The organism is Mesorhizobium sp. SARCC-RB16n, from assembly GCF_008520305.1.
Classification (GTDB): domain Bacteria; phylum Pseudomonadota; class Alphaproteobacteria; order Rhizobiales; family Rhizobiaceae; genus Mesorhizobium.
Window position 1 is genome coordinate 170,898 of record NZ_ML703279.1, and the last position, 23,842, is coordinate 194,739.

The window sequence follows — 23,842 nt, forward strand, 5'->3', positions numbered from 1 at the left end:
GGCGCAGATGATCGGCGCGTTACCCACGGCCGCGTCCCTGTATGAGCGCGTCCGGCGCGTGATCCCGCCAATCGAATGGCCGGCCTTTGCCGATGACATCGATGCTATCCTGGCGCTGAAGCGCCAGCGCAATGCTGTGATCCTGGCCCACAACTACCAGACCCCCGAAATCTTTCATTGCGTGGCCGACATCGTCGGCGACAGCCTGGCGCTCGCCCGTAAAGCAATGTCGGTCGACGCTGATGTGATCGTGCTGGCCGGCGTGCATTTCATGGCGGAAACGGCGAAGCTTCTCAATCCAGACAAGACCGTGCTCATTCCGGACCTTGCCGCCGGCTGTTCACTGGCCGATTCGATCACGGCCGAAGACGTGCGTCTCATGCGGCAGCGCTATCCCGGGGTGCCGGTCATCACCTACGTCAACACCTCCGCGGCCGTAAAGGCCGAGTCCGACATCTGCTGCACCTCCGGCAATGCGCTGGCAGTGGTGAAGTCGCTCGGCGTGCCACGCGTCATCATGCTTCCCGACGAATATCTGGCGAAGAACATCGCGGCGCAAACCAAGGTCGAGATCATCGCTTGGAAGGGACGCTGCGAAGTGCATGAGCGCTTCACGGCGGCCGACATCCGCGAGCTGCGCGAAGCGCATCCGGGCGTCACCGTGCTTGCCCATCCCGAATGTCCGCCGGAGGTCGTCACCGTAGCCGATTTCGCCGGCTCGACGGCGGCAATGTCGGACTATGTTGGACGACACAAGCCGGCGCGTGTGGTGTTGATGACGGAATGCTCGATGAGCGACAACGTAGCGGTCGAGCATCCGGAGGTGGAGTTCGTGCGCCCCTGCAATCTCTGCCCACACATGAAGCGAATAACGCTCGCCAATATTCGGACCGCGCTTGAGGAGACCCGTCACATCGTCACGATCGATCCGCGTGTCGCCGAGCGGGCTCGCTGGGCCGTCGAGCGCATGCTCTTCGTATGACGCCTGATATCCACGACATTCGCGGGGCGCCGGTCATTGTCGGCGCCGGCATTGCCGGCCTGATGACGGCGCTGCATCTGGCGCCGGAGCCGGTCATCGTTCTCTCCAGGACGCCACTTGGAACCGATGCCTCGAGCACGCTCGCACAGGGCGGGCTCGCAGCCAGCCTCGGCGAGGACGACAGCACAGCACTGCACCTTGCCGATACACTTGCCGCCGGCGATGGGCTTTGCAATGAGGCAATAGCAAGGCGAGTGGTCGGAGCCCTACCCTCGGCCGTTGACCACCTTGTCCGTCTGGGTGCTCCCTTCGACCGCGACTTGGACGGGAAGCTGCGGCTCGGCCTGGAGGCGGCGCATTCGCGACGCCGGATCGTGCACGCCGCCGGCGATGCCACCGGTCGCGAGCTGTTCCGCGCGCTGCTCGCCGTGGCGCGGCGGACACGCTCGATCACCCTCATGGAAGGCATGGCGGCCCATCGCCTGGTGGTCGCGGAGGGCAGCATCGTCGGCGTGCTGGTTGTTTTGCACAACGGGGTCTTCGCATTGCCCACGCGCCGCGTGGTGCTGGCGACCGGCGGTATCGGCGGCCTCTTTCATGACACCACCAACCCGCTTTCCTCCTTCGGGCACGGCCTGGCACTGGCCGCCTGCGCCGGCGCGGAGTTCGCCGATCTCGAATTCGTGCAGTTCCACCCGACGGCCCTCGATACTTCGCGCCGGCCGATGCCGCTTGTGAGCGAAGCGGTGCGTGGGGAAGGCGCGGTGCTGGTCGATGAGCACGGTCATCGCATCCTTGCCGACATGCCTGGCGGCGAGCTTGCATCGCGTGATGTGGTGGCGCGCGCGATCTCTGATCAGCTCGCCGCCGGACATTGTGTTTATCTCGACGCCCGGCAATGCCTCGGGCCAAAATTCGCAAAACGTTTCCCGGGAATCGATGCCGCTTGCAAGCAGGCTGGCATCGATCCGGCCGTTGAGCCAATGCCCGTGCGTCCCGCGGCCCACTATCACATGGGCGGCGTCGCCGTCGACGCCGAGGGACGCAGTTCCGTATCCGGCCTGTGGGGCTGCGGCGAGGTTGCTTGCACCGGGCTGCACGGGGCCAACCGGCTCGCCAGCAACTCGCTGGCCGAAGCCGTTACAACAGCAGCCTGGGTGGCGCAAAGCGTGGCCGGCACTTGCGCCGGCTGGCAGTGGCCCAGGCTTCCCGCCATGCTTCCACTGCGACCCGACCCCTCATCAATACGCCAAGTGGTCTCCAATGCGCTCGGCATTGTCCGCAATGGCAAGGCGCTGCGCGATGCAATCGCGAAACTGCTACCGATCGCTGTTGGCGAGACGATGGCCGCCGACGCGGCGCTGGTGGCGCTGTTGATCGCGATCGCGGCACTACGGCGCGAGGAGAGCCGCGGCTCGCACTACCGATCCGATTTTCCCGGGCGCGATGCCAACGCCCTGCCCTCGCGGCTGACGCTGTGCACAGCCTTTGAGAATGCCGTCGCGCTCAGCTGGCAAGCCTCCGAACGGAGCTCCTGGTAATGAATTCACTTGCACCGCTTCCGCAGATCATAATGGAGCCGATCGTCCGCAATGCCCTTCTGGAAGATCTGGGCAGAGCCGGGGACCTAACGAGCGACGCGATCATCCCGGCCGGCTGCAAGGCGACGTTTGCGTTGAACGCGCGGCAAGGCGGTGTCGTTGCCGGGCTCGATCTGGTGATGTTTGCCTTCCTGCTGGTGGATCCTGGAATCAACATGCAGTTGCGGTGTCCCGAGGGTGGCAAGGTTTCGGCCGGCGAAACTATCGCCATCGTAAACGGGCCGGCGCGCAGCCTGCTGACAGCAGAGCGGACCGCACTCAATTTTTTGTGCAAGCTGAGCGGTATCGCAACGGCCACCGCCGCGCTTGTCCACGCGGTGCGCGGCCATAACGCAAAGATCGTGTGCACGCGAAAGACCACACCGGGCTTGCGCGCGCTGGAAAAATACGCCGTGCGCGCCGGCGGCGGCGCCAATCACCGTTTCGCGCTCGACGACGCCGTGCTCATCAAGGACAACCATATCGCCCTTGCCGGCGACATCCGCACCGCAATCGAGCGGGCGCGCGGCGCGGTTGGCCACATGGTCAAGATCGAGGTCGAGGTCGACACGCTCGAACAGCTCGAGATGGCACTACAGGTCGGAGTCGACGCCGTGCTTCTCGACAACATGTCTGTCGAGAACCTTGCCCAGGCTGTGGCGATGGTCGGCGGCCGCGCGTTGACTGAAGCCTCGGGTCGCGTAACACGCGCGAGCGTCGCGGCCATCGCGGCGACCGGCGTCGATCTCATCTCGGTCGGCTGGCTCACCCACAGCGCCCCCATCCTCGACATTGGCCTCGACATGCCGGCCGACCGAAACTGCAACAGGCATTTGAACTAAGAGAGAGGTCATGAACCGGGATCGCAGGAACTCCTTCGGCCGCAGGCAAAGCTGCGCCTGTCCGGCTCCAGTTGCAGCTTCACCGATTGCGGACGAAAGCCGGTGTGCTGAAGAGCAATACGATACAAGCGGTGAGGCGACCCGACAAACAAATGACCGCATCGAAGCACTTGGCTTCATCATCTGTCGGCTCGACGAGCTACGCCAGATGACTGCCTCTTACGGGCTGGAACCTCTCGGTTACCTGCTGGATGTCGCCTTCACCGAATCGTGCGACGCGATCAGAAGGGAGCGTTCGTGTACTCAGAGCGAAACAGTGGATCCAGCGATCCGCACTGACGACGTGAGTTGAGGCTACGGGCAGCGGCTGGGACTCCCGCTTGAGTAAAGCCAGAATCGCATGACCATATAAGGACTTCTCGCTGGGCAATGCGCCTTTTCTTAGCAGCCCCTACAACGCTCCCGATCTTTAAGGACAGATGATATTGGAAAACAAGGTCGATATGCACCCCGAACTCAGCCCGAATCTCACCCCAGACCCAATCGGTTGGGGGCTTCCGCCCTGGACGCGCGCGGAAGCCGAGGCTGTGCACGACCTGCCCTTCAACGACCTGCTGTTCCGCGCCCAGACGGTTCATCGCGAGAATTTCGATCCCAATCGCGTGCAGCTGTCGCGTCTGCTCTCGATCAAAACCGGCGGCTGCCCCGAGGATTGCGGCTATTGCAGTCAGTCCTCGCATCACCAGTCCGGCCTGAAGGCCTCGAAGCTGATGGAGGTTCAACGCGTCATCGCCGAGGCCAGGACGGCGCGAGATGCAGGCGCGACGCGCTACTGCATGGGAGCCGCCTGGCGCAGCCCCAAGGAGCGCGACATGGACGCGGTTGTCGCCATGGTCGAGGGGGTGAAGGCGCTCGGCATGGAGACCTGCATGACGCTCGGCATGCTCGAATTCGATCAGGCACAGCGGCTCAAGCAGGCCGGCCTCGACTATTACAACCACAACATCGACACCTCAGAGCGCTACTACAGCGAGGTCATCTCGACACGGACCTTTGCCGACCGGCTGGAAACGCTTGGCCACGTCCGCGACAGCGGCATCAAGGTCTGCTGCGGCGGCATCGTTGGCATGGGCGAGGAAAAGGCCGACCGCATCGACATGCTGGTGACGCTCGCCAACCTGCCGGAGCCGCCCGACAGCGTGCCGATCAACATGCTGATCCCCATCGAGGGCACGCCGCTCGGCGAGGCCGAAGCCATCGAGCCGATCGAATTCGTGCGCGCCATCGCGCTCGCCCGCATCATGATGCCGAAATCGCATGTGCGGCTGTCGGCCGGCCGCACGGCGATGAGCGACGAGATGCAGGCGCTGTGCTTCTTTGCCGGCGCCAACTCCATCTTCGTCGGCGACATTTTGCTGACCGCCGAGAACCCCGGAGAGGACAAGGACAGCGCCTTGTTACGCCGCCTCGGCATTAAGCCGATGGAGCCCGAGGCCCAGTGAATGGCAAAGCGTTGCTTGGCCGCTATCAGGCGACCTTGAGCGGGCTGGCCCGCAAGGATCGGTTGCGCACCTTGAGCGCCCGCTCAGGGTTCGACTTCGCCTCCAACGACTATCTCGGTCTCGCGGGCTCGCCGCGTATGGCGCAGGCGGTCTCAGCGGCACTCGCAGCCGGCACGCCTGTGGGGGCCACCGGCTCGCGGCTGTTGCGCGGCAACGATCCCGAACATGAGGCGCTCGAAGCCAAGGCGGCCACGTTCTTCGGCGCCGAGCGCGCACTGTTTTTCGGCGGTGGCTATGTCGCCAATTTCGCGGTGCTCACGACCTTGCCGCAGAAGGGCCATCTGATCGTGCTGGACGAACTCATCCATGCCAGCGCGCATGAGGGCGCGAGAGCCGGCCGCGCTGATGTCGTGGAGGCCGCGCACAATGATGCGGGCGCCGTCGACGATGCCATTGTCGCCTGGCGAGCCAGGGGCGGCACCGGCCGTGCCTGGATCGTGGTCGAAAGCCTCTACAGCATGGACGGCGACCGGGCTCCGCTCGGTGAACTGATCGCGGTCGCGGATCGTCACGAGGCCTTCCTGTTCGTGGACGAAGCGCATGCCACCGGCGTCCATGGTCTGGACGGGCGCGGACTCGCGCACGCTCTTGAAGGCCGCGACAATGTCGTGGTGCTGCACACCTGCGGCAAGGCGCTCGGCGTATCTGGGGCCCTGGTTACCGCGCCCGCAGTGCTGTGCGACTATCTCGTCAACCGCTGCCGTCCCTTCATCTACGCTACCGCGCCCTCGCCGCTGATGGCAGTGGCTGCAGCGACAGCCCTCGACATTGTTGCGGATGAGCCGGAGCGCCGTGAGCGGCTGGCCACCCTGGTCGCGCTTGCCACCAAGCGGGCTAAGGCGCTGGGCCTGCCTGCCAGCGGTTCACAGATCCTGCCGATCATCGTTGGCGACAATGCAAACGCCATGGCGTTGGCGCAGAAGTTGCAGGTGCGCGGGTTCGACGTGCGGGGTATCCGTCCGCCAACCGTGCCCGAGGGGACGGCCCGCTTAAGAATTTCGCTGACGCTGAATGTGGACGAGGCCAATGTCTCGGCGCTGTTTGACGCGCTTGCTGAAGAATGGGAGTACGCGCCGTGACAGTGCAGATCATTGTCACCGGCACCGACACCGGCGTCGGCAAGACGGTGTTCGCGGCCGGGCTGACCGGCCTGATCGACGGTATCTACTGGAAGCCGGTGCAATCGGGCACCTGCGAAGAAACCGACAGCGAAATTGTCTCCCTGCTCGCCGGATTGCCTGCGGATCGTGTGCTGCCCGAGGCCTGGCGCCTGCGCCAGCCGCTGTCGCCACATCTTGCCGCCAAGTTGGATGGCGTGGAGATCGATGCACAGGCGCTTGTCCTGCCAACGACCAGCCGGCCGCTCGTTGTCGAAGGCGCCGGCGGACTTTTGGTGCCGCTCAACAGCCGCGCGTTCTATATCGACGTCTTCGCGCGATGGAACGCGCCGGTGGTGCTCTGCGCCCGCACCACACTCGGCACCATCAATCACACGCTCCTCTCGATCGAGGCTCTGCGCAGCCGCTCCATACCGCTGCTCGGCGTGGTGTTCATCGGCGACAGGGTGGTCGATACGCAAAAAACGATCACCGATATGGGCAAGGTTCGCGTGCTTGGCCGTCTGCCGCGTCTGGAATCCCTGACGCCCAGCACGCTGTCCGCCGCCATGCAGACCTCATTCAGCGCCGCCGACTTCATGAAGGTCCAGTCATGAGCTCCGCTGTCTGGCATCCTTTCACCCAACATGCCACCGAGCCGGTGCCGCCGACGATCGTTCGCACCGAGGGCGCCTATGTCGAGACCTGCGACGGAAAGCGCATACTCGATGCGATCTCGTCGTGGTGGGTTATCACGCACGGCCATCGTCACCCGAAGATCATGGAGGCGATCCGGGAGGCAACCGAAACACTCGACCAGGTGATCTTCGCCGGTCTCAGCCACGATCCGGCCGAGCAATTGGCCGAGGTGCTGGTCGACATGACGCCGGCGGGCCTCGACTGGGTGTTTTATTCCGACAGCGGATCGACCAGCGTCGAGGTTGCGCTGAAAATGGCGCTCGGCTTTCACCGCAACAATGGCTTCCCACGCTCGCGCATCGTTGTCGTCGAGGACAGCTATCACGGTGACACCATCGGCACGATGAGCGTCGGCGCTCGTGGTGTCTTCAACGCCGCCTACGAGCCCTTGCTGTTCGAGGTCGACATCATCCCCTTCCCCGCCATTGGCCACGAACAGAAAACGCTCGATGCGTTCGAACGACTGGCGCGCGAGTACAAGGCTGCGGCGCTGATCGTCGAGCCGTTGGTGCTCGGCGCGGGCGGCATGCTGATGTATCCTGCCTGGGTTCTCACCGAACTCAAGCGCATCGCCGAGCGCTCGGGCACGCTGTTCATCGCCGACGAGGTCATGACCGGCTGGGGTCGCACGGGTACCATGTTCGCCTGCGAGCAGGCAGGGATCGCCCCCGACATTTTGTGCACCTCCAAGGGGCTGACCGGCGGCTCGCTGCCGCTTGCGGCGACGCTTGCCACCGATGCAATTTTTCGCGCGCATTATTCCAGGGACCGGAAAAAAACCTTCTTCCATTCGAGCTCCTACACGGCGAACCCGATCGCTTGCGCGGCAGCACTGGCAAATGTCGGCATCTGGAACGACGAGCCTGTGGCGAAGCGCGTGGCTCTCCTATCGAAGATGCAGGCGGAAAAAATTGCGCGATTCAGCGGAGATCCGCGTTTCGAGAATGTGCGCACGACCGGCACCGTCGCTGCGCTCGACCTCCGCGTCGGCAATGCCGGCTATCTCGCCGAGGTCGGCCCAAGGCTGCGCGCCTTCTTCCTCGAGCGCGGGTTGCTGGTAAGACCGCTCGGCAATGTCATCTACGTGCTGCCGCCTTATTGCGTGACATCGGGCGAACTCGACCGGCTTTACGATGCTATCGACGAGGCAGCCGGTCTTGCGAGCGACATCCGATGAACCGCACGGCGCGCATCATCGGCCTTGGCCATCACGTCCCGGCGCGCAAGGTTTGCAATGCCGAGATCGAGGCGAGCCTCGGGCTGGAAGCAGGCTGGATCGAGGGCCGCACCGGAATCCGATCGCGTTTTTGGGTGGAGCCCGGGGACACGCTTTCTGGCTTGGCGATACAAGCAGGCGACATGGCGCTCAGCGCAGCCGGCATTGATCGTAAGGAGATCGGCCTGCTTCTGCTCGCCACGTCGACGCCTGATCATCTGCTGCCGCCGAGTGCGCCGCTGGTGGCGCACAAGCTCGGCCTCGAAAATGCCGGCGCGGTCGACCTTGCCGGTGCCTGCGCGGGTTTCATCTACGCCATGACATTTGCAGACGGCTTCGTGCGCCTGCACAACAGGCCAGCCATCGTCATTGCCGCCAACATATTGAGCCGCAGGATCAATCCGGCCGAGCGGGCGAGCGCCGTGCTGTTCGCCGACGCCGCTGGCGCGGTGGTGCTTGCTCCGTCCGCCGATCCCGGCCACGGCATACTCGGTGCCTCGCTAGCCTCGGACGGGTCCGCTTATGGCCTGATCCATATCCCGGCGGGCGGCAGCAATCGTCCCTTCTCCGACGAGATCGACATCGCCGAAACCCGCATGACCATCGCGAATGGCCGAGAGGTCTTCGTCAAGGCCGTCGAGATGATGAGCCGCTGCTCCAGGGTGGCGCTGGTGGCAGCCGGCCTCTCGGCGCCGGATGTCCACCGCTTTGTGCCGCACCAGGCAAACGCCCGCATCTTCGACGCGGTCGGCAAGGCGCTCGGCATCGAGGATGAGCGCTTCGTCAAAACCATCGCCGACCATGGGAACTCGTCGGCCGCGACGATCCCGCTGTCGCTGTCAATCGCGCACCGCGCCAAACCCATTCAGCCGGGCGAGAAAGTGCTGGTGGCGGCCGCCGGAGCCGGCCTTGCCGGTGGGGCATTGGTGGTCGGCGTTTAGCTCGGGCCGGCCACTGGCACATTGCTGAACAGCCGATCCCCGCCGAGGGCTGACAGTCAACGATGCTGTGCCAAAAGCGTAGGTTCAAGCGCGCCAACGAAGCGGCTGGCGCACATCAGCTGTACAGTCTCCGATATTCAGCAGTTCTCGTCTGATGCACGACAATTCGGGTCCTCTACGATAGGATGGGCGCCAGTCCAGAGTTGCTGTCGCCCTTGCGAGCTTAGGGGAGTCATGTGGGACAGAATCGTTGTCGATACAGGAGCGCTAACACTGCCTTGGTGTCGAAATCCGCGAGGCTGGTGGAAGCGCCAAATGCGGCTGTTAAGTCTCGAATTATCGCCGTCTGTTTAGGGAGAAGCTAGCCAGTGCTTGCCTTGTCTGCCAGGAGGAGATCGAGAATTAATAGGCGAATATCATCTACAAATTGGGATCGCAAAAATGGACCCTCGCACCGAAACTGACAAAATGCTGGCAGGGGAGTCTTATGACGTCCTCGATCCTTATCTCGTTTCACAGCGAAGCAAGGTAAGGGACCTATGTCAAAGTTTAAATTCGTCGAAGGCGGAAGACGAACACCTGCGCCGTAATATTTGCAGAGACATTTTTGCGAAAGGTGGGGATACGGTTTACATACAGCCACCTTTTTTCTGCGATTATGGTTCAAACATAGAGTTAGGGGCGCAGGTATTTTTCAATTTTAACTGCATAGTCCTCGATGCTTGCCGGGTTCGTATAGGTGACTTTGCGCTTTTTGGTCCAGGCGTCCAAATCCTGACGCCGATGCATCCGCTTGATGCTGCCCTTCGCAGAAAGCAGCTGTACGGAAAGCCGGTTGAGATTGGATCAGACGTTTGGGTCGGGGCCGGGGCAATTATCCTGCCTGGCGTGACCATAGGGTCAGGCACTGTGATCGGTGCAGGCAGTATCGTGACACGTGACATTCCAGCTGGAGTGTTTGCAGCTGGTAACCCTTGTCGCGTCATCCGAGAAATCTCTGCGGATGAGCGCGGAACCCATCCGTTGGCTGGCGCCTAAAGTGGGCACAGCCCCTTTATTTCCAGGCACGGTCAGTCCGCACGGCTGAGAATCGTGGTCGCCATAAAGGCCGGGTGGCGTGTGACCTGGAATGCTGGGGTTTGGGCCGTCTCATGCCTCTATTTGGAAGCGTTTCACGAGTTGGTTTTGCCCACAAGGCAATTCAGCATTTTGCCTTCGCAGGCGGCCTTGTCGGGCTTCAGATCAAGGACTCCGAGTCCCGTCGTTGATCATCCATAGCGTGGATGTTTCATATCGGAACTATCGATTTTACGGATTAAGCGCTGTTTCGCTAGAAGCGCCTGACTTGACCGACACCATGGCAGGTCGAGCGGCGCAAGAACCGGGAGCTGGTTAGAGAACCGATCGGGGGTGCTCGTCAGAGCGTCCCGCAAAATGGATCGATCCTATTCATCCCAGGTCCTTTCTTGGGCGCTCCCGCTTACCCGATTCCTTTGAGATTCGTCAGCTTCTCGAAAGCTAGTCCTCTTAGAGCAGAAGGACTTAAAGGCGGGACGCCGGCTAGTGAAGGCCGTGGATCTGAACGTACAGAGCCGATGCGAACTGAGATCGCAGGCGTGGTCATTTTTCGGCGTCCCTTGATGATGACTTGCAGGATCTTGCCGAGGACCTCCCGGTCGGCTGGCGCAGCATAGATTGTCGCCGGGAAAACGTTCGACGTTTTGCCGAGGCGGGCTGCAAAGAGAGATCTCGCTACGTTGGAGAATTTGACCATGATCAGTCCGTTCGCTAGCCGCGGCGGCTCCAGATGGATGCCCAGCTGTCTGACCGCTATCGATCCCGCGACCTACATCGGTCGCGGCCGCCGCTCAAGGTCTGCTCGCGCGAGGTTGTGCAACATTTGGGCGTCGATAACGCGGCTGAAATCCTTGGCGTCTGCGCTGACGAGGACGGCTTCGATGCCGCGCTCAATTGCATGATTATGGTCGACCATGCCGGTTGCCGCATCGGCTGCGGAGCCTGCGCTCTCGTCTGTCCGAAGGACTGCCAGAACCATGTTGCGGCCGATAACACCGCAGCATGATCTGACGGACAAGTAGGAGAATGTCGGTGTCTCTCAGAATGCTTTGCGTCGCCCTGGCGGTGGTTCTGCCCATCAACGCGCTAGCTGTCTATCTGATCTCGTTTTCCATCTGCGCGGTGGTCGTCATGACGCTGAGTTGTGCGCTGCTTCTCCAGGCCGGCTATTTCGCAAGCGTGCTCTTTCTCATCTGGCGCTCAAGCTGTCCTGGGAGAGTTGCACAAAAGGCTAAGTATTTCGATGGCCATCACGAAGATTGGGGCCAGTCGCCTACATTCAGTGGGGACGGGGAATGAACGTTTGGACTTCGCTGCATCGGCGCGCGGGTTGCCTGCGCTTTCGACGGCAGGAGGTGCTGAATTTAGGACGGGTTCTCTTTGGAACACGCCCCCTGGAAGGACTCGTGCATAGCAGTTTTAGCCCGACGATAACCGCTGGAAAGAGAACATGCTGGAAAACTTCGAACGCCGCTCGCTCACCTTTAGCCCGACCCGCATCGGCGATCGAGCGGCCCCTTGCCATGCCCAAGGGAAGTTCAGGCGCAAGCCGCCTGCCCTTCATCAACTTGGCCGCCAATGGAACAAAGTACGTGCTGGCAGCCTGCGGCTACAATCTGCAGCGGCTGATAGCCATCCTCTATCCGCAGCGGAAGCCGGCATGAGGCGGCGTGTGCCCGAAATTCACCAACGGGTGGCCAGCCCCGCAATGCCGGCCAATGCCCAGCACGGGGGCGCCGAGGGCGCACATGTGCCGTTCAAAGCAATGCTCCAACATCAACAGCGCCCAATAACGCCTCCCCAGCTAGGCCCTCTTGATAGGACACGAAATGCGAATGCTACTCGTTGATCACCATGCAAAGCTTACCCGGGTGATGCAGGTAGCGCTCTTGGACCGCGGTTTCGCCGTTGATGTGATGCCTACTCTCGATGAGGCGTCGCTTGCATTTGGGGCCGTGCGGTATGACATTCTCCTGCTCGAGTTAGTCCTTCCGGATGGGAACGGGTTAGACTGGCTGAGGCAGTTGAGGCGCGAGAAACATCCGATTCCTGCTATCATGATGAGCAGCCAGGATGATCTCGATACGCGAATCGCGATTTTCAATGGCGGTGCGGACGATTTCTTGCCTAAGCCTGTCTCGACGGATGAGCTCATAGCCCGAGTACGAGCCGTTCTGCGGCGATCAACGCAGGTGACCGACCCCGTCGTTACATTTGGCAATCTCACATTCGATCCGATCGGCCGCCAGGTTTCCGTTGCTGGTCAGCCGCTGAAAATCCCGCGCCGTGAACTGTGCATCCTTGAGCATCTGCTCAACCGCGCAGGCCGCACGTTGCCGCGGGCCTTCCTGGTGGATAGCCTGTATTCGTTCGACAACGAAGTCTCGAGCAATGCGCTTGAAGTCGGAATCTACCGGTTACGTGCGCTCTTAGGCCAGGCCGGTGCGACGCTAATGATCAAGACCGCGCGCGGTATCGGCTATGTCCTCGAACTGAATGACAAGCCGCCGGACGGGTAGTCAGTGGAAATTGAACGCGGCAACCGGCAAGCAAGACATGGGCCACCGACATGTCGCTGCGCATCGGGTCGACGCCGTTGCCGTCGAGTTCCCAACGCTACGCATCATCTCTTCCGGCGAACAATCAGCCGCATCGTGGCCGACTCCTGATCCTCTCCCGGCCGGCAGGGTTTCCGACTTTTGACACAACCCATACAGATCGAGCAACGAAGACAAAAATGAAAAGATCCCCTCTGAGGACAGCGGCCACGATTGCGTTACCCTTCTTGTTTGTGACTGCGAAGTTGTTTGCGTGCGAAATCGACGACCACTCGGCTCCGCCGCCGCCTACGATTTTGAAGATGCCGATGATGCCGCGGGGCCCCGCATCGATCCGGCCCTCTGCTTCGCCTGTGGCCTATTGCCCGAGGGCGGCAATGATCTGTGCTCACAGCCGGCGCTTAAGCTGCTGGATCTCCTGCGAGACCTCGAGCCCGCCATCCGGCTTGACCGAGTGCTGGTGGGCCTGTGCCTGTTACCTATGCCCCGGGCTGCAGTTCGACGCCGAGACGAGTTGTGTCCAGCGAGCGATTCGTCAGCCGATGAGCAAGACGGCGTCGCCCGCGAAATTCTTCAGATGCATCTCAGCGCCAAGTGTTGCGGCTGGAGTGCGCACTGGCGAGAGTCTTGCAGTCTGCATTGCACCAGCCATCCCATCACATTCGATGAGCGCTCTCTCCGCGCCTGCCACAACACCCAACATGTATCCATCGGCTCGCACAGGCCTTAACGGGTCCACAGTGATGTCTGTGTGGGCGGCAACGAGCGGTAATGCTTTCGAGCCGTTCGCAGCTTGCCTGTTCTAGCAGACCTAGCGATCGACATAGGCGTCGAATGCGGCAGCTACAGCACGAATCAGAAAGCGGCACTCCTGCCTGACGCGGATACGACCGCTTTCGATGTCCACTATCCCGTCGTTGGCGAGCATCGCCAAACTTCCCGCTGAATTGAGAAGGGGGATCGGATCAAATCCGTGGGCCGCACAGATTGCCAGCACGTCGACTTCCAAATCGCACATCAGCCGCTCGATGATAGCGGCTCGGACACGGTCCTCGTCGGTGAGACGGCAGCCGTTTGACGTGGCCAGGCGGCCAGCCCTTATGTGACGGCTGTAGGTACTGATTTCAATTTCATTCTGCACATAACCATCATCGAGACGTCCGATCGCCGACGAACCGAGGCCGATCTCGATTTTGCGAGTATCGGCCGAATAACCCAGAGAGTTACGCCGCAAGTGACCCGCTTCGTGCACCAACGTGAGTTGGTCGTCTGGCAAGGCGAAATGGTCGAGCCCGATCTGGCGGTAGCCGGCGACAACCAGCGTCTCCGCCATGGCCGCGGCCTGTTCCGCGCGGGCAGCGATGTCCGGCAGCGATGCCTCGTCGATCAGACGCTGGTTTTTCCTAAAGGAGGGAATATGCGCGTAGCCGAATACGGCAAGCCGGTCGGGGCGCATGGCGACCGCCGCCGCCGCTGTCTGGATGCAGGACTCCAGTGTCTGCTTGGGTAGACCATAGACCAGGTCGAAATTGATGCGGTTCACTCCGTGCCGGCGTAAATTTTCGATAGCAGCTGAGGTCTGCGTTTCACTCTGGAGCCGGTTGATCGCTTTTTGAACAATAGGATCGAAGCTCTGCACGCCGAGGCTCGCCCGCGTCACGCCGGCTGCTGCTATGGCTTCGGCCATCTCGGCCGTGAAGGTGCGCGGGTCGATCTCAACGGCGATCATCACCGGCTTCCTGAAGGCAAAGTGATGGCGCAGGAGTTCCATTAAGGCCAGGAACTCCGCAGGTCCGATGAGGGTCGGGGTTCCGCCGCCGAAATGCACGTCGCTCACGGGCAGTCCCTGTGGCGCTTGCTGCGCGACCAGACGGACCTCCTCTCGCAAAACCGCCAGATAGTCGAGGAGCGGTGCATCGCGGCAGGTGATGGTGGTGGGGAACCCGCAATACCAGCACATAGAGCGGCAGAACGGAATATGGAGGTAGAGTGACACGGGCTCGTCAGCCGGCAGGCCCCTCAGCCATTCCTCATAAGCCTCCGCGCCGACCGCTGCGGAGAACTGCGGAACAGCAGGATAGATGGTATACCAAGGCGGGCCAGCATCGCCATATTTTGTCAGGATTGAGTTCTGCAATGGTCGTTCTTTCCTCAGATCGGCATCTATCCTGACCGCTTCGCTCTACGGTGTCTTTGCGCTATGTCAATCGGTCCACCTGAGCCGGAAATCTGAAGTCCATCTCATCGCGATCAACGTGCCTGCCGCCCGAACCACATGCTTGTGCCACACGAGGAGACCATCGTCCTATTCAGGCACGATGCACCCAGCATGTCGGCCGGCTTTGCGTGATCTCGTATCGACGGTGATTGGGAACCAATGCACGTGTCGAAGCGGGAATCAAACGAGCAAGAGAATGCTTCGGCTTCGGAATTGGCTGGCCTCGCAGCCCTCGACACAGGACTGGCCGTTGACCGAACAGCCGGAAGTGCCGGTGATCCGATTGGTCGTACGTCAGACTTGGGCGAAGTGCGGAGTTTCGACACGAAAGGTGGCCAGCCACTACCCCCGGCTAGGCAGCCTATTCACCAAACCAGCACATGCTCATAAGCGGAGATGCTGGGTAGCTTGTACGCGCCGGCGCGGACCAAGCGCTGGGGCTTTGTTAGTTTCTATATCCGGGTGATCGTATGCAGTCCTAGCCGGATCCGCTGGCCGTCCGCATAGGACAGCGCGAATGATTCCAGTTCAAATGCTCGGGTAAGTTCTTGGTCGTCTTCGGTGACGCGCACGAACCACTCGCCACAGGCTTCCGTCACTTCGACACGGGCCGCCACATTGCGGAACGGAACCACGTTGTCCATCGCACGCCTCCCTAGAAGCAATGGGGAACGTCGATTTTTATAGGACCACCGGAATTACTAGATCAAGTGAGATTCGGTGTCCGATTTCGTACCGATGGGTTTCGAGCTGGCTGTTTATCGTCGGGCGCTCCGGTGATCTGACTAACCGCCGCTTCGGTGAGTGTTTGGTCCGCTAACTGTTGAATGAACTGTTGGGCATGTTCGCCCCATTCGGCAGCCGTGACATTGTTTTCATGGACAGACCTCATGAACGCCTCCCGCAGAGCGTCGAGATCAAAGATGGAAAGGCGTTGGCTATCTTTACCTGGCATATACGGGAATATGACGGCAAAGGCCGGGGCTTCCAAGAGCGGGGAGGCCTGGGTGCACGAGGCCCGACCATAGTCCCCGTCGGCCGGATCCCACCCCTGGCATCGGTCACTTTGCATTGCCTAGAACGCCGGCGACACCCAGAAGAAATTTGCGATCTCGCCGAACTTTCGGACATCTGCCAGGCCGTCACGACCGTCCCAAAAAGTGCTATGCGGGCTGGCTATCCTCGCCGAACTCAGGTAAATTGAGAGCAGCCGGAACAACGCGAAAACTCGGGCATTTCGCATCGCCGCAGGGCAGCCTGCAAACGTCAACGGAACCATTCACAGCCAACTTTGTCTTGATGCGAAGCGCCGCTTCGCTCGCTGTGAAATGCCCGAGGATACTGCGACTGCCAATCCACTCGACCGATGGATGCATCAGCGCTCGCTTAGAGCGATCCGCAGCCCATCTGGCCAATGTTGGTGATGCTGATCTGGCGTTGCTGAACTGCCTATGCGGCGTCCAGGAAATCCTGCTGGCGACATGCGAGAGCGACGATCTCGCGGGCCGTTTTCCAGCCCAAATGCCAAGGCTGTCTCGACTGATCGCAGACGCCTGCCCGATCATGGCCACGCGCGGTGTGATGTCGCCAGAGCGCCTTTACTGGGGATGGGCCGCACCAATGATCTGTTGGCACCGACTGAGGCCAAGTTGCGGATCGCGCGTATCAACTATGTCGCGATCTTCGTGGCGGAGCTCTCAATCGCGCTGCACCCGCCCGGTCTGCATCGATGAACTGAACGCCGTTGGAAGCTGGAGTCGCCGTCCCGCTAGGCCTGAGCAGGATTGGAGTTGAGGCCGAGGATCCAGCCTCATCTTCGCCAAGGTCAAAGAATACCTGACCGCCGGGGCGTCGATAGGAGTGTTTTGTGATGATCCGAATTCTTGTCGCGGCAGGCGCCCTCGCGCTGGCCGGCTCCTTCACCGCCCCAGCAAACGCGCAAGAGACGTTCCATGGCTACGATTGCACGGATGACTGTTCGGGACACGTGGCCGGCTACGATTGGGCGGCAAGGAAAGACATCACCGATGAACGGGATTGCGACGGCGATAGCCTATCGTTCAACGAAGGCTGCCAAGCGTACGTCGAAGAGCACGCGGATAACGCAAGTCGGAGCCAATCTGATAATGGAAACGACGACGAGGACAGCGACGAATAGGAAAGCTCGTGTCTCGTCGAGCCTAGTTCCGGGGCAGTTTATGGATTTCCAGCCGGACCGGTCCGCCTCGATCGCAACTCGTGCAGACAAGCGCCCGCTCAACGGTGCTGAATAGCGCGTCCTTGCCATATCGCCTGATCAGTGCGGCCGCCTTTACCGGGGCGTGATGGGAGCAATTCTTGCACCAGGCCCGCAGCGTATGCCATTCGCGTAAGTCCCCGAGGGAGACGTCCAGACCGGCATGAATGCTGCCATCGATAATCGTCTGTGGCGGTATTTTCACTTCGCCGGGCGTGATGATTTTCTCCATGACGTGGCGGCTGTTGTAGTGAATTAGCAGCATGCCCGGCCGGCGCCGGATCGCTGCCTGCCAGGCGGCCTGACTGACCGCAGCGTCCGGCGAGCGTGAAATCGTTTCGAGATGGGTCTTTTCCTCTCGGTCCCATACCTCGATGCGAAAATTGTCCTCTGCCGTATTCGCCATCACGATCGCGCCTTGTGCCAGCCGCGAGAGAACCCGTTGGAAACTGCCGCCCGCGACAGCGCGAGATCGCGTTCGAGTTCAGCGTTCCTGGCCAGAACATTCAGCAGAGCAACCAAGGCATCGCCGCCGGCCGCGGCGATGGCCTGCTGCGCCGCCATTTCCAATTCCGACATAGCTTCGCCACTCGGCGCGTTCTGGCGCTTTCCCATAGCCGTTCCTGCTCAGATCGCCTTCAGGAATAAGGAACATATTCCTGTCCGGTCAAGCCCGCCGTTGACACTTAAGTTCTTATTTTGTTCACTGGCGGCCAAATGGCCCGGTGGAGGTGAGCGACGAGCCGATCAGACTTGCCGAAGAGAGGGCACCAGCGCCGCGCGAGCGCGCCAGAGTGCTCGGACACCTGTGCGAGTCCACGGGGTGCGCGAAGCATGCGGGCTTCGGGTTTGCCCGGCCCCGGCAGGATCCGCACTGGTTCTGTTTCGAGCACCGCGGCGACGGCGAAAGATACCTCTGAGGGGCAAGGCGCGCTGCCCCAGTGGATTAGTTGAAACTAAATTTAGCCGGCTGCGTTCTTGCCTTTCCGATAAATTGGCAGGTGGGCGCTTGGCAGAGTTCAGAAAGTTTCAGTGTCGGCAATGTCTCGGAGCCGGCAAGGTTTTCGATTGCAGTAAATGGTTGGCGTCGAACGGCACTTGTTGCCCGCCCGGGGCTCACCAACCGGGCTGCAAAGGTTCTACTATCAGATGCCCAGTGTGTCGCGGCAGCGGTCTGCAAGGCTTGGGACTTACACGTCAAACAGATCAGTAGAGGCCGCGGCTCATCGTAGGTGATGCGCTTGCATCTATGACCCCCTTTGCGATGACGAGCCCGCCCTCGTCACGCATGCCCTTGGCCTAGATCCCGAAATGGCAGAATGCGCCAAGGCGTTTGGGCCAGCATCCCTGTAGTGAGAGTGCGAGAAAGGGCCCGTACCTCAAGTACGAGCCCAATCACTACAGGACGCCAGTAAAGGAGTGTGACAGCTACCGGGCGTCACATCACTCAGCCGCCCATCTTCTTAGCCATCGCGCAGAAATCCGCGTGCGACTTGTTAACTTTGGTGTCGCCGCAGTCTTTCAACACCGCCTTCTGTTCGTCGGGTTTCATGTCCTTCCACGCGGTCTTGAAATCCTTTTCCGACTTCATGGTTTTCATCCCGGCATCGGTGAAGAACGGCGACATCTTCGCAGGGTCGTCGAGTGCCGACGTTCCGGCCGCGGTGCCAGCGAGCGCGGCACCGGTGATCATTGAAAGTGCCATGGCACTCATCCAGAGATTCTTGCTGTTCATTTTAGGGTTCCTTCCCTGATTCAAACTCTTGCGTAGCGCTGAACCTACTTCAGCAGCGCGTTTAGCCGCACAGTCTCGTGCGCTCGACTACCCGGTGATGATGACGCCAGTGCGTAGTTACAAATATGCGACAACCATGGTGGTGATGACGATGCCGCCTGTATTGTCCGTCGTTGTACTGGTTATCGTTGTACTGACTGTCGTACTGACCATCGCTGTAGCTGTCTTGATTGTGATGCCGATGGTGGCGGTGGTACTGATCCCCATCGCCCGATGAGTATTGGTCGACGTAGCCCCCGCCATTATCAGGCTGGATAATTACGCTTTGTGCATAGGTAGGTGCCAATGCCATAAATGTCGTCGCCGCCGCTATCGCAGCTCCCAATAATAGTTTCATCAATTTCCTCCTGCTGGATTTACGCCCACCTCACAACGACGTGATGTCGCGTGCGTTCCAACCGCGTTGTTTACAAATTCGTAAGCCAACAAACCGCGCCGGCGGACGTCCGGGCCCACGTGTTCATGCGAGGACGCGGTTTCCGGATTCTGGGTGTGGCGATCTATGCGATTCATCTTTCACAGGGGACCTTTTTTAAATGGCCTGTTTGGAGCCTCACCTTGGGCTTTTGCTTATGCTCTCGTTTGCCACCGGCTGCGGGCTGGTTGTCTATTATGGTTTCGAAGTTTGGGCCACACCTTGGTTCGGCGCTGGATGCTGCAATGGCTCTCGGGTCGCAGCGGTCGTCCAGGTGGTTGGCCTATCACCGTGGCGAGGGGCTGACCGTTGCAGCCCGCGCCTACCGGTGCGGACGATCCTCTGCGAGAACGTTGTAGAGCACACAACACGCCACCAACGAGGCGACGCCGCCTAAGAGATCACTCGCCGTCAAACCAGAAAAATAGACGAATTCAAACGCCGACACGGTGGCCTCTCTGCCTTGGAAATCGACCAAGAAAGAACCGTTAGAAGGCTCTGATGTTCCGCTCCGGTTGGGCACTTCTGGACTCTTCGTCGCGATGGACGCATTCTGTCCCTGGGGGAGCATGGGGGCGTGGACAAACATCGGCACGACAACCGGTCTGATCAGTGGCGAAGGCGAACTGGCGCCAGGCGCTCGCGCGCACGCAGATGGGCGAGCGTCCCGCTGCGCCTGATCGCTGTCACGGTCACTGCGGCCGGCGCATTGGCCGCGCAGACGCTTCTGCAGCACAGCGACCGTTTGCCGGAGATCAACCTGTCGAACTTGCTCGGGCCGAAACCAGGACCGATCGTCGGCGTGGCGTCGGTCATCGACGGCGACACGATCGAGATCCACGGGCAACGGATCCGCTTCAACGGCATCGACGCGCCGGAGAGCCGGCAGTACTGCGACGATGCCAAGGGCTTCGAATACCCCTGCGGCCGGCGATCAGCCGAAGCGCTCGACTCCTTCCTGGCGGCCTCGAGGCCAGTGCAATGCACGTTCGTCGATTGGGACCGATATCACCGCTTCGTCGGGGACTGCCGGCGTGCTGATGGCGCCAGCGTGGAGGGGTGGATGGTCGAGCACGGCCAGGCTCTGGATTGGCCGCGCTACAGCCATGGCGCCTACGCACAGCAGCAGGCGAAGGCGGAAGCAGCAAAGGTCGGCCTGTGGGTCGGCAAGTTTCAGGCGCCTTGGGAGTGGCGCGCGGAGCATGCCGACGGCACGGCGCCGTCGCGCCAGCCGCTCGGCATCATCAGCCGCAGGCTTGTCGTGCAGAGCGGCTATCCATGCGAGCCGCGGCGAACGTGCAAGCAAATTGGTTCGTGCGACGAGGCCCAATGGTATCTGCAGAACTGTTCATGGGGCGGAAAGCTGGATCGGGACGGCGACGGCGTGGCGTGCGAGAGGCTGTGCTAAAGCCCCAATCCTCAACCACCCTTCCGCCGGCGCCTTTGCCCCGGCTGAGGTTGTGAAAGAAGGGGTTCTTGCAATGGCAGCGACGGCTGACCTCTAGAAAGCTTACCGCCGGAAATTGGCATCGGAGGTAGTTCTGGCTGCTTCCGTAGTTCGTCGGCGGAGGGTCGCCGCTGAGGTAGCTTACGCGCAACCGAACGAGCCGCCTGTGCGGCTGCGACAATGTTGAGAGCAGTTAAAATCCCAAGGTCTGGGCCGCCGATGAGATCAGCCGCACAGGCGGCTCGAAAAGAGGCGCGTATTTTGATCGGTCGGATCGCGCAAGGCGACAACCCTGCGGAGACAAAACTCCTCGACGCTAAAACGATCACTATCAAAGAACTCTGCACCCGATATCTGGCTGATTGTGAAGCTGGACTTGTGCCAGGCAAAGGCGGCCGCCCTAAGAAGCCATCGACCATGGAGATCGACGGTAGCCGTATCAGCCGCCACATCCTTCCGCTTGTCGGGAACCGGAGAGTGACCGAGATCACGTCGGCAGACATTGCCAAATTTCTGCGCGACGTTGCCAACGGCAAAACCCGGGCCGACATTAAGACAAAGAAGCGAGGCCGGGCGATCGTTCGGGGAGGGATTGGCACTGGCTCGCGCGGCGTAGGCCTTCTCGGCGGCTCTTCACGTATGCCATCCGGGAAGGCATCATCGAAAAGAACCCGGTTCACGGCTTTCGTAAACCAAAAGATCGCGTCCGTGACCGTCGTCTGACGGAGCGTGAGTATCGAGCGTTAGGCAAGATTCTCGCGGACGCCGCTATCGACCCGCAGTTTTCAACGGCCGCCAAAATGGCGCGGGCACTCGCTATGACGGGATGTCGACGAGGCGAGATTATTAATCTGCGAATGGGCGAGGTCGATGTTCAGCGCAGCTGCATCAGGCTTGAGGATTCCAAGGAAGGCGCATCCACCCGGGCTATCGGCTTGCCTGTGGTCGAGTTGCTCCAACCGCTATTGTCCGACCATGAGGCTGATTTCGTGTTTCCCGGTACCGAGGAAGGGAAGCCATTAGTCGGCTTCCAAAAGCTGTGGGAAAAGCTCGTCAAAGACACACCACTTGAAAGCGTTACACCCCACGTGCTTCGTCACAGCTTCGCGAGCGTGGCAAACGATCTCGGCTTTACCGGGTCGACGATAGCTGCCTTGGTGGATCACGAGCCGTTACATTCACACCGTAGACACGGCGCTCGTAATGGCAGGCGATACAGTCGCCAGCTACATTCAGGCCTTGCTTGATGGAGTTAAGTTCGAGCGCGCAAATTATGCGCTCGATCTCAGTGCACGTAAGGATGCAATGCGGAAATTTTTGACGACGCACACGGCTCCTTGAGGCAATAGGACCCATTGGGTACGGCGATCAGTGATCTTTAAGACCGTGCTCGCTCAGGAGCTTTCCATACCGGTTCAGGTCGTACATCGTCCCGCCGCTGTCTTCCTCCATCATAAGGCCGCCATCAATTCCCACGTCAACGAGCAGGCCGGCCGAAAAGAGCGCTGAAGCGGCGTCCTTGTCCTTTTGTACGCCCTCTTTGAAATCAAGCAGGAACCTCAAGTCTTCCGAAAAAGCCCTGTCAACGATCTTGGCCAGGCGTATCGCCTCATCCAAAGAGAGCTTGCCGTTGGCAGCCGCCGACATTACTCGGGCTATTATTTCAGGTTTCTTCATGTCGTCAGCGCGATCTAAAAGCAGCAGCACCGTCTCGCCGAATTCAGCCTTTTTTCCCTTTTTTTCCAAGTTCGCGATAAACGCCTGGCGGTCCTCTAAAGGCGTTTTCTCAAAGGTATTCAGGAAAGTAGCCACCTTTTTCTGAAACAGCCAATCCCTGTAGGCGAGCCCCCCTCGCGCGAGACCGACAAGAGCGCCCAAAATAGGAACTCCATCCAGCGCGCCGGACGATATGGCTGCGTCCAATCCGATGTCGGCGGCAGTGGCGGCCACATCGACAAGCTTTTCGCTCGCGACAGAATCCGCGAATGCAACAGGTAGGTTTTTCGGCTCGTCTTCCATACGCACTCCTAGCACGCTGTGAGGGCTATATAGGGATTGACTCTTCGGGACGAAGTAGGATAATTTTCCTATATCCCATTTCGCCGTCGAAGCTGCTGGGCTGCAGTCGAGCCAGCCCTTTCGGGAGTGGACGTGCTGAAGACGGATACGGTGCGACAAGGCCCTAGGCGACGACGCCGGAGTGTTCGTAGGCGAAATACCGCGCCTCGCGTTTTAGCAGCGCAATCGCCCAATCCTCCGTCGAGCCGCCGCCGCTGGCCGCGCATTTCCAGATGCCGTATTCTATCTCGGCCATCATCCCGGTGGCCTTGTTGTGCAGAAAAACAGGGTACGGCGTGTCGACCGTCGGGACGCGCGACAGAAAGACCTCAACCCAATCCCCGACGCTGGCCGGCGCCCTAAACCCTCTAAGCTCGACCGGCAGCAGGCCACCAGCTGTGGATAGGATCAGGCGGGTGCCTGCCAGCTCGACGCCCCCCTCGATGGACGTGATCTCCGCCGTTTCGTGAACCTTTCCCAGCACTGCGGCGTGGTCGTAATGCGCTGTGCTCGGAGCCGGTGGGCGCCGTCGCCCTTGGGGGTCAAGCCTCCACCCGATAAGCAAGCGCTCCCAATACGATAGCGGGCTTCCCCATGGCGGTGTCGGTGCAGGCATTTTATCCCCCGTGCGGGACGCCAATCTAGCCGACGGATTTTGATTCCACCAACCCATACCTATCTATGGGGAAATCCCAACAACGGAGGCTTCTTCATGGGTTGGCAGGGCTACTGCTCTTCGAATGAAATCAAGGAACAGGTCAGGGTGCAGGTCATGGAATCGCCCCAGGACCCCGGCACGCCACCGCCGAAGCTCAAGGCGGGCGATACTGTCCCGGTCGAGTTCGGCAACAACGCCCGCACACGTTTGGACGTGGTAGCGGAGCTGCCTGCCGATGAAGTGGTCGTGAAAACGCCTGACGCCACGCGCTGGAGGATGTCGAAGGTGAAACCCGGTGAGATCGGCTCCGCCTACGATCCTCCGCGCCGCATGGTCGCTCAAGATTGGGCTATTCGGGAAAAGCTCTAGGGAGCGACCATGCACGTTGGCCTGACAAGAAGGCGGGCGCCGGTGACACAGCGCAAACCACGCGGGGTATTCTCAAACTTGTCGCGGCTTGC

Annotated in this window: 27 protein-coding genes and 1 pseudogene; 20 read left to right on the forward strand and 8 right to left on the reverse strand. The window is 60.7% G+C overall.

The genetic code is table 11. The features are described from left to right. Window positions 1-7: 7 nt before the first annotated feature. The 14 genes and pseudogenes from nadA to C7I87_RS24120 all read left to right on the forward strand — a co-directional run bounded on the left by nadA (window position 8) and on the right by C7I87_RS24120 (window position 12,515). Window positions 8-982 carry a quinolinate synthase NadA gene (nadA, locus tag C7I87_RS24055; protein WP_149906530.1) on the forward strand — a complete coding sequence of 325 codons (975 nt, stop codon included), beginning with the start codon at window positions 8-10 and terminating at the stop codon, window positions 980-982. Beyond that, window positions 979-2,523 (forward strand): L-aspartate oxidase, encoded by a 1,545-nt coding sequence (locus C7I87_RS24060; RefSeq protein WP_149906531.1) that lies wholly within the window; start codon window positions 979-981, stop codon window positions 2,521-2,523. Before nadA ends, C7I87_RS24060 begins: the two co-directional genes overlap by 4 nt. Next, window positions 2,523-3,404, forward strand: coding sequence for a carboxylating nicotinate-nucleotide diphosphorylase (gene nadC, locus C7I87_RS24065; protein ID WP_149906532.1), 882 nt, complete (start codon window positions 2,523-2,525; stop codon window positions 3,402-3,404). The genes C7I87_RS24060 and nadC overlap by 1 nt, the downstream gene beginning before the upstream one ends. A gap of 10 nt (window positions 3,405-3,414) precedes the next feature. Further along, window positions 3,415-3,756 carry a hypothetical protein gene (locus C7I87_RS24070; RefSeq protein ID WP_149906533.1) on the forward strand — a complete coding sequence of 114 codons (342 nt, stop codon included), beginning with the start codon at window positions 3,415-3,417 and terminating at the stop codon, window positions 3,754-3,756. A 151-nt stretch (window positions 3,757-3,907) separates the two neighbouring features. After that, a complete protein-coding gene (bioB, locus tag C7I87_RS24075; RefSeq protein WP_149906631.1) occupies window positions 3,908-4,906 on the forward strand; it encodes a biotin synthase BioB in 999 nt (332 codons plus the stop codon). Next, window positions 4,903-6,045, forward strand: a complete 1,143-nt coding sequence (locus tag C7I87_RS24080) for an 8-amino-7-oxononanoate synthase (RefSeq protein WP_149906534.1) — start codon at window positions 4,903-4,905, stop codon at window positions 6,043-6,045. Before bioB ends, C7I87_RS24080 begins: the two co-directional genes overlap by 4 nt. Then, entirely contained in the window at window positions 6,042-6,680 is a 639-nt protein-coding gene (gene bioD, locus C7I87_RS24085) for a dethiobiotin synthase (protein WP_149906535.1), read from the forward strand. Before C7I87_RS24080 ends, bioD begins: the two co-directional genes overlap by 4 nt. Further along, the gene (locus C7I87_RS24090) at window positions 6,677-7,939 is read left to right on the forward strand and encodes an adenosylmethionine--8-amino-7-oxononanoate transaminase (RefSeq protein WP_149906536.1); all 1,263 of its coding nucleotides are present in this window, start codon (window positions 6,677-6,679) and stop codon (window positions 7,937-7,939) included. The genes bioD and C7I87_RS24090 overlap by 4 nt, the downstream gene beginning before the upstream one ends. Next, the gene (locus C7I87_RS24095) at window positions 7,936-8,919 is read left to right on the forward strand and encodes a beta-ketoacyl-ACP synthase III (protein WP_149906537.1); all 984 of its coding nucleotides are present in this window, start codon (window positions 7,936-7,938) and stop codon (window positions 8,917-8,919) included. The genes C7I87_RS24090 and C7I87_RS24095 overlap by 4 nt, the downstream gene beginning before the upstream one ends. Window positions 8,920-9,360: 441 nt before the next feature. Continuing rightward, window positions 9,361-9,957: a sugar O-acetyltransferase gene (locus C7I87_RS24100; protein ID WP_149906538.1), complete on the forward strand. Its 597-nt coding sequence runs from the start codon at window positions 9,361-9,363 to the stop codon at window positions 9,955-9,957. A gap of 734 nt (window positions 9,958-10,691) precedes the next feature. Next, window positions 10,692-11,002: pseudogene (locus tag C7I87_RS24105) on the forward strand (ferredoxin). Window positions 11,003-11,028: 26 nt separating this feature from the next. Continuing rightward, window positions 11,029-11,295, forward strand: a complete 267-nt coding sequence (locus C7I87_RS24110) for an exopolysaccharide production repressor protein (protein ID WP_246696389.1) — start codon at window positions 11,029-11,031, stop codon at window positions 11,293-11,295. Beyond that, window positions 11,292-11,660, forward strand: a complete 369-nt coding sequence (locus C7I87_RS24115) for a hypothetical protein (protein WP_149906539.1) — start codon at window positions 11,292-11,294, stop codon at window positions 11,658-11,660. The genes C7I87_RS24110 and C7I87_RS24115 overlap by 4 nt, the downstream gene beginning before the upstream one ends. 165 nt (window positions 11,661-11,825) lie before the next feature. After that, on the forward strand, window positions 11,826-12,515 hold the full coding sequence (locus tag C7I87_RS24120; RefSeq protein WP_149906540.1) for a response regulator: 690 nt from the start codon (window positions 11,826-11,828) through the stop codon (window positions 12,513-12,515). 850 nt (window positions 12,516-13,365) lie between these two features. Here the strand turns inward: C7I87_RS24120 and hemN are convergent. From hemN to C7I87_RS24135, 3 genes are all read right to left on the reverse strand, one after another. Continuing rightward, window positions 13,366-14,691, reverse strand: coding sequence for an oxygen-independent coproporphyrinogen III oxidase (gene hemN / locus C7I87_RS24125; protein WP_149906541.1), 1,326 nt, complete (start codon window positions 14,689-14,691; stop codon window positions 13,366-13,368). A gap of 533 nt (window positions 14,692-15,224) precedes the next feature. Next, a complete protein-coding gene (locus C7I87_RS24130; RefSeq protein WP_149906542.1) occupies window positions 15,225-15,416 on the reverse strand; it encodes a hypothetical protein in 192 nt (63 codons plus the stop codon). Between the two features lie 62 nt (window positions 15,417-15,478). Continuing rightward, window positions 15,479-15,763, reverse strand: coding sequence for a hypothetical protein (locus C7I87_RS24135; RefSeq protein ID WP_149906543.1), 285 nt, complete (start codon window positions 15,761-15,763; stop codon window positions 15,479-15,481). An 879-nt stretch (window positions 15,764-16,642) separates the two neighbouring features. Here C7I87_RS24135 and C7I87_RS24140 point away from each other — a divergent pair. Beyond that, window positions 16,643-16,930 carry a hypothetical protein gene (locus C7I87_RS24140; protein WP_149906544.1) on the forward strand — a complete coding sequence of 96 codons (288 nt, stop codon included), beginning with the start codon at window positions 16,643-16,645 and terminating at the stop codon, window positions 16,928-16,930. Window positions 16,931-16,952: 22 nt separating this feature from the next. Here the strand turns inward: C7I87_RS24140 and C7I87_RS24145 are convergent, their stop codons facing one another. From C7I87_RS24145 to C7I87_RS24160, 3 genes are all read right to left on the reverse strand, one after another. Continuing rightward, a complete protein-coding gene (locus C7I87_RS24145; RefSeq protein ID WP_149906545.1) occupies window positions 16,953-17,414 on the reverse strand; it encodes a hypothetical protein in 462 nt (153 codons plus the stop codon). Continuing rightward, window positions 17,414-17,572, reverse strand: coding sequence for a hypothetical protein (locus C7I87_RS24150; RefSeq protein ID WP_246696390.1), 159 nt, complete (start codon window positions 17,570-17,572; stop codon window positions 17,414-17,416). The genes C7I87_RS24145 and C7I87_RS24150 overlap by 1 nt, the downstream gene beginning before the upstream one ends. Window positions 17,573-18,455: 883 nt before the next feature. Continuing rightward, complete coding sequence (locus C7I87_RS24160; RefSeq protein ID WP_149906548.1) at window positions 18,456-18,743, reverse strand: hypothetical protein; 288 nt, start codon at window positions 18,741-18,743, stop codon at window positions 18,456-18,458. A 28-nt stretch (window positions 18,744-18,771) separates the two neighbouring features. On the opposite strand from C7I87_RS24160, the gene C7I87_RS35370 reads away from it, so the two are divergent. The 4 genes from C7I87_RS35370 to C7I87_RS24180 all read left to right on the forward strand — a co-directional run bounded on the left by C7I87_RS35370 (window position 18,772) and on the right by C7I87_RS24180 (window position 21,912). Then, window positions 18,772-19,020, forward strand: coding sequence for a hypothetical protein (locus C7I87_RS35370; protein WP_188393974.1), 249 nt, complete (start codon window positions 18,772-18,774; stop codon window positions 19,018-19,020). A gap of 907 nt (window positions 19,021-19,927) precedes the next feature. Beyond that, on the forward strand, window positions 19,928-20,626 hold the full coding sequence (locus C7I87_RS24170) for a thermonuclease family protein (RefSeq protein WP_246696391.1): 699 nt from the start codon (window positions 19,928-19,930) through the stop codon (window positions 20,624-20,626). A 258-nt stretch (window positions 20,627-20,884) separates the two neighbouring features. Further along, window positions 20,885-21,388 (forward strand): tyrosine-type recombinase/integrase, encoded by a 504-nt coding sequence (locus tag C7I87_RS24175; protein ID WP_188393975.1) that lies wholly within the window; start codon window positions 20,885-20,887, stop codon window positions 21,386-21,388. Between the two features lie 47 nt (window positions 21,389-21,435). Beyond that, the gene (locus tag C7I87_RS24180; RefSeq protein WP_246696394.1) at window positions 21,436-21,912 is read left to right on the forward strand and encodes a tyrosine-type recombinase/integrase; all 477 of its coding nucleotides are present in this window, start codon (window positions 21,436-21,438) and stop codon (window positions 21,910-21,912) included. 121 nt (window positions 21,913-22,033) lie between these two features. On the opposite strand, the gene C7I87_RS24185 is transcribed toward C7I87_RS24180, so the two are convergent. Next, window positions 22,034-22,684: a hypothetical protein gene (locus C7I87_RS24185; protein WP_149906553.1), complete on the reverse strand. Its 651-nt coding sequence runs from the start codon at window positions 22,682-22,684 to the stop codon at window positions 22,034-22,036. Between the two features lie 163 nt (window positions 22,685-22,847). Then, complete coding sequence (locus tag C7I87_RS24190) at window positions 22,848-23,207, reverse strand: hypothetical protein (protein WP_149906554.1); 360 nt, start codon at window positions 23,205-23,207, stop codon at window positions 22,848-22,850. A gap of 228 nt (window positions 23,208-23,435) precedes the next feature. On the opposite strand from C7I87_RS24190, the gene C7I87_RS24195 reads away from it, so the two are divergent. Further along, entirely contained in the window at window positions 23,436-23,750 is a 315-nt protein-coding gene (locus C7I87_RS24195; RefSeq protein WP_149906555.1) for a hypothetical protein, read from the forward strand. Window positions 23,751-23,842: the final 92 nt, after the last annotated feature.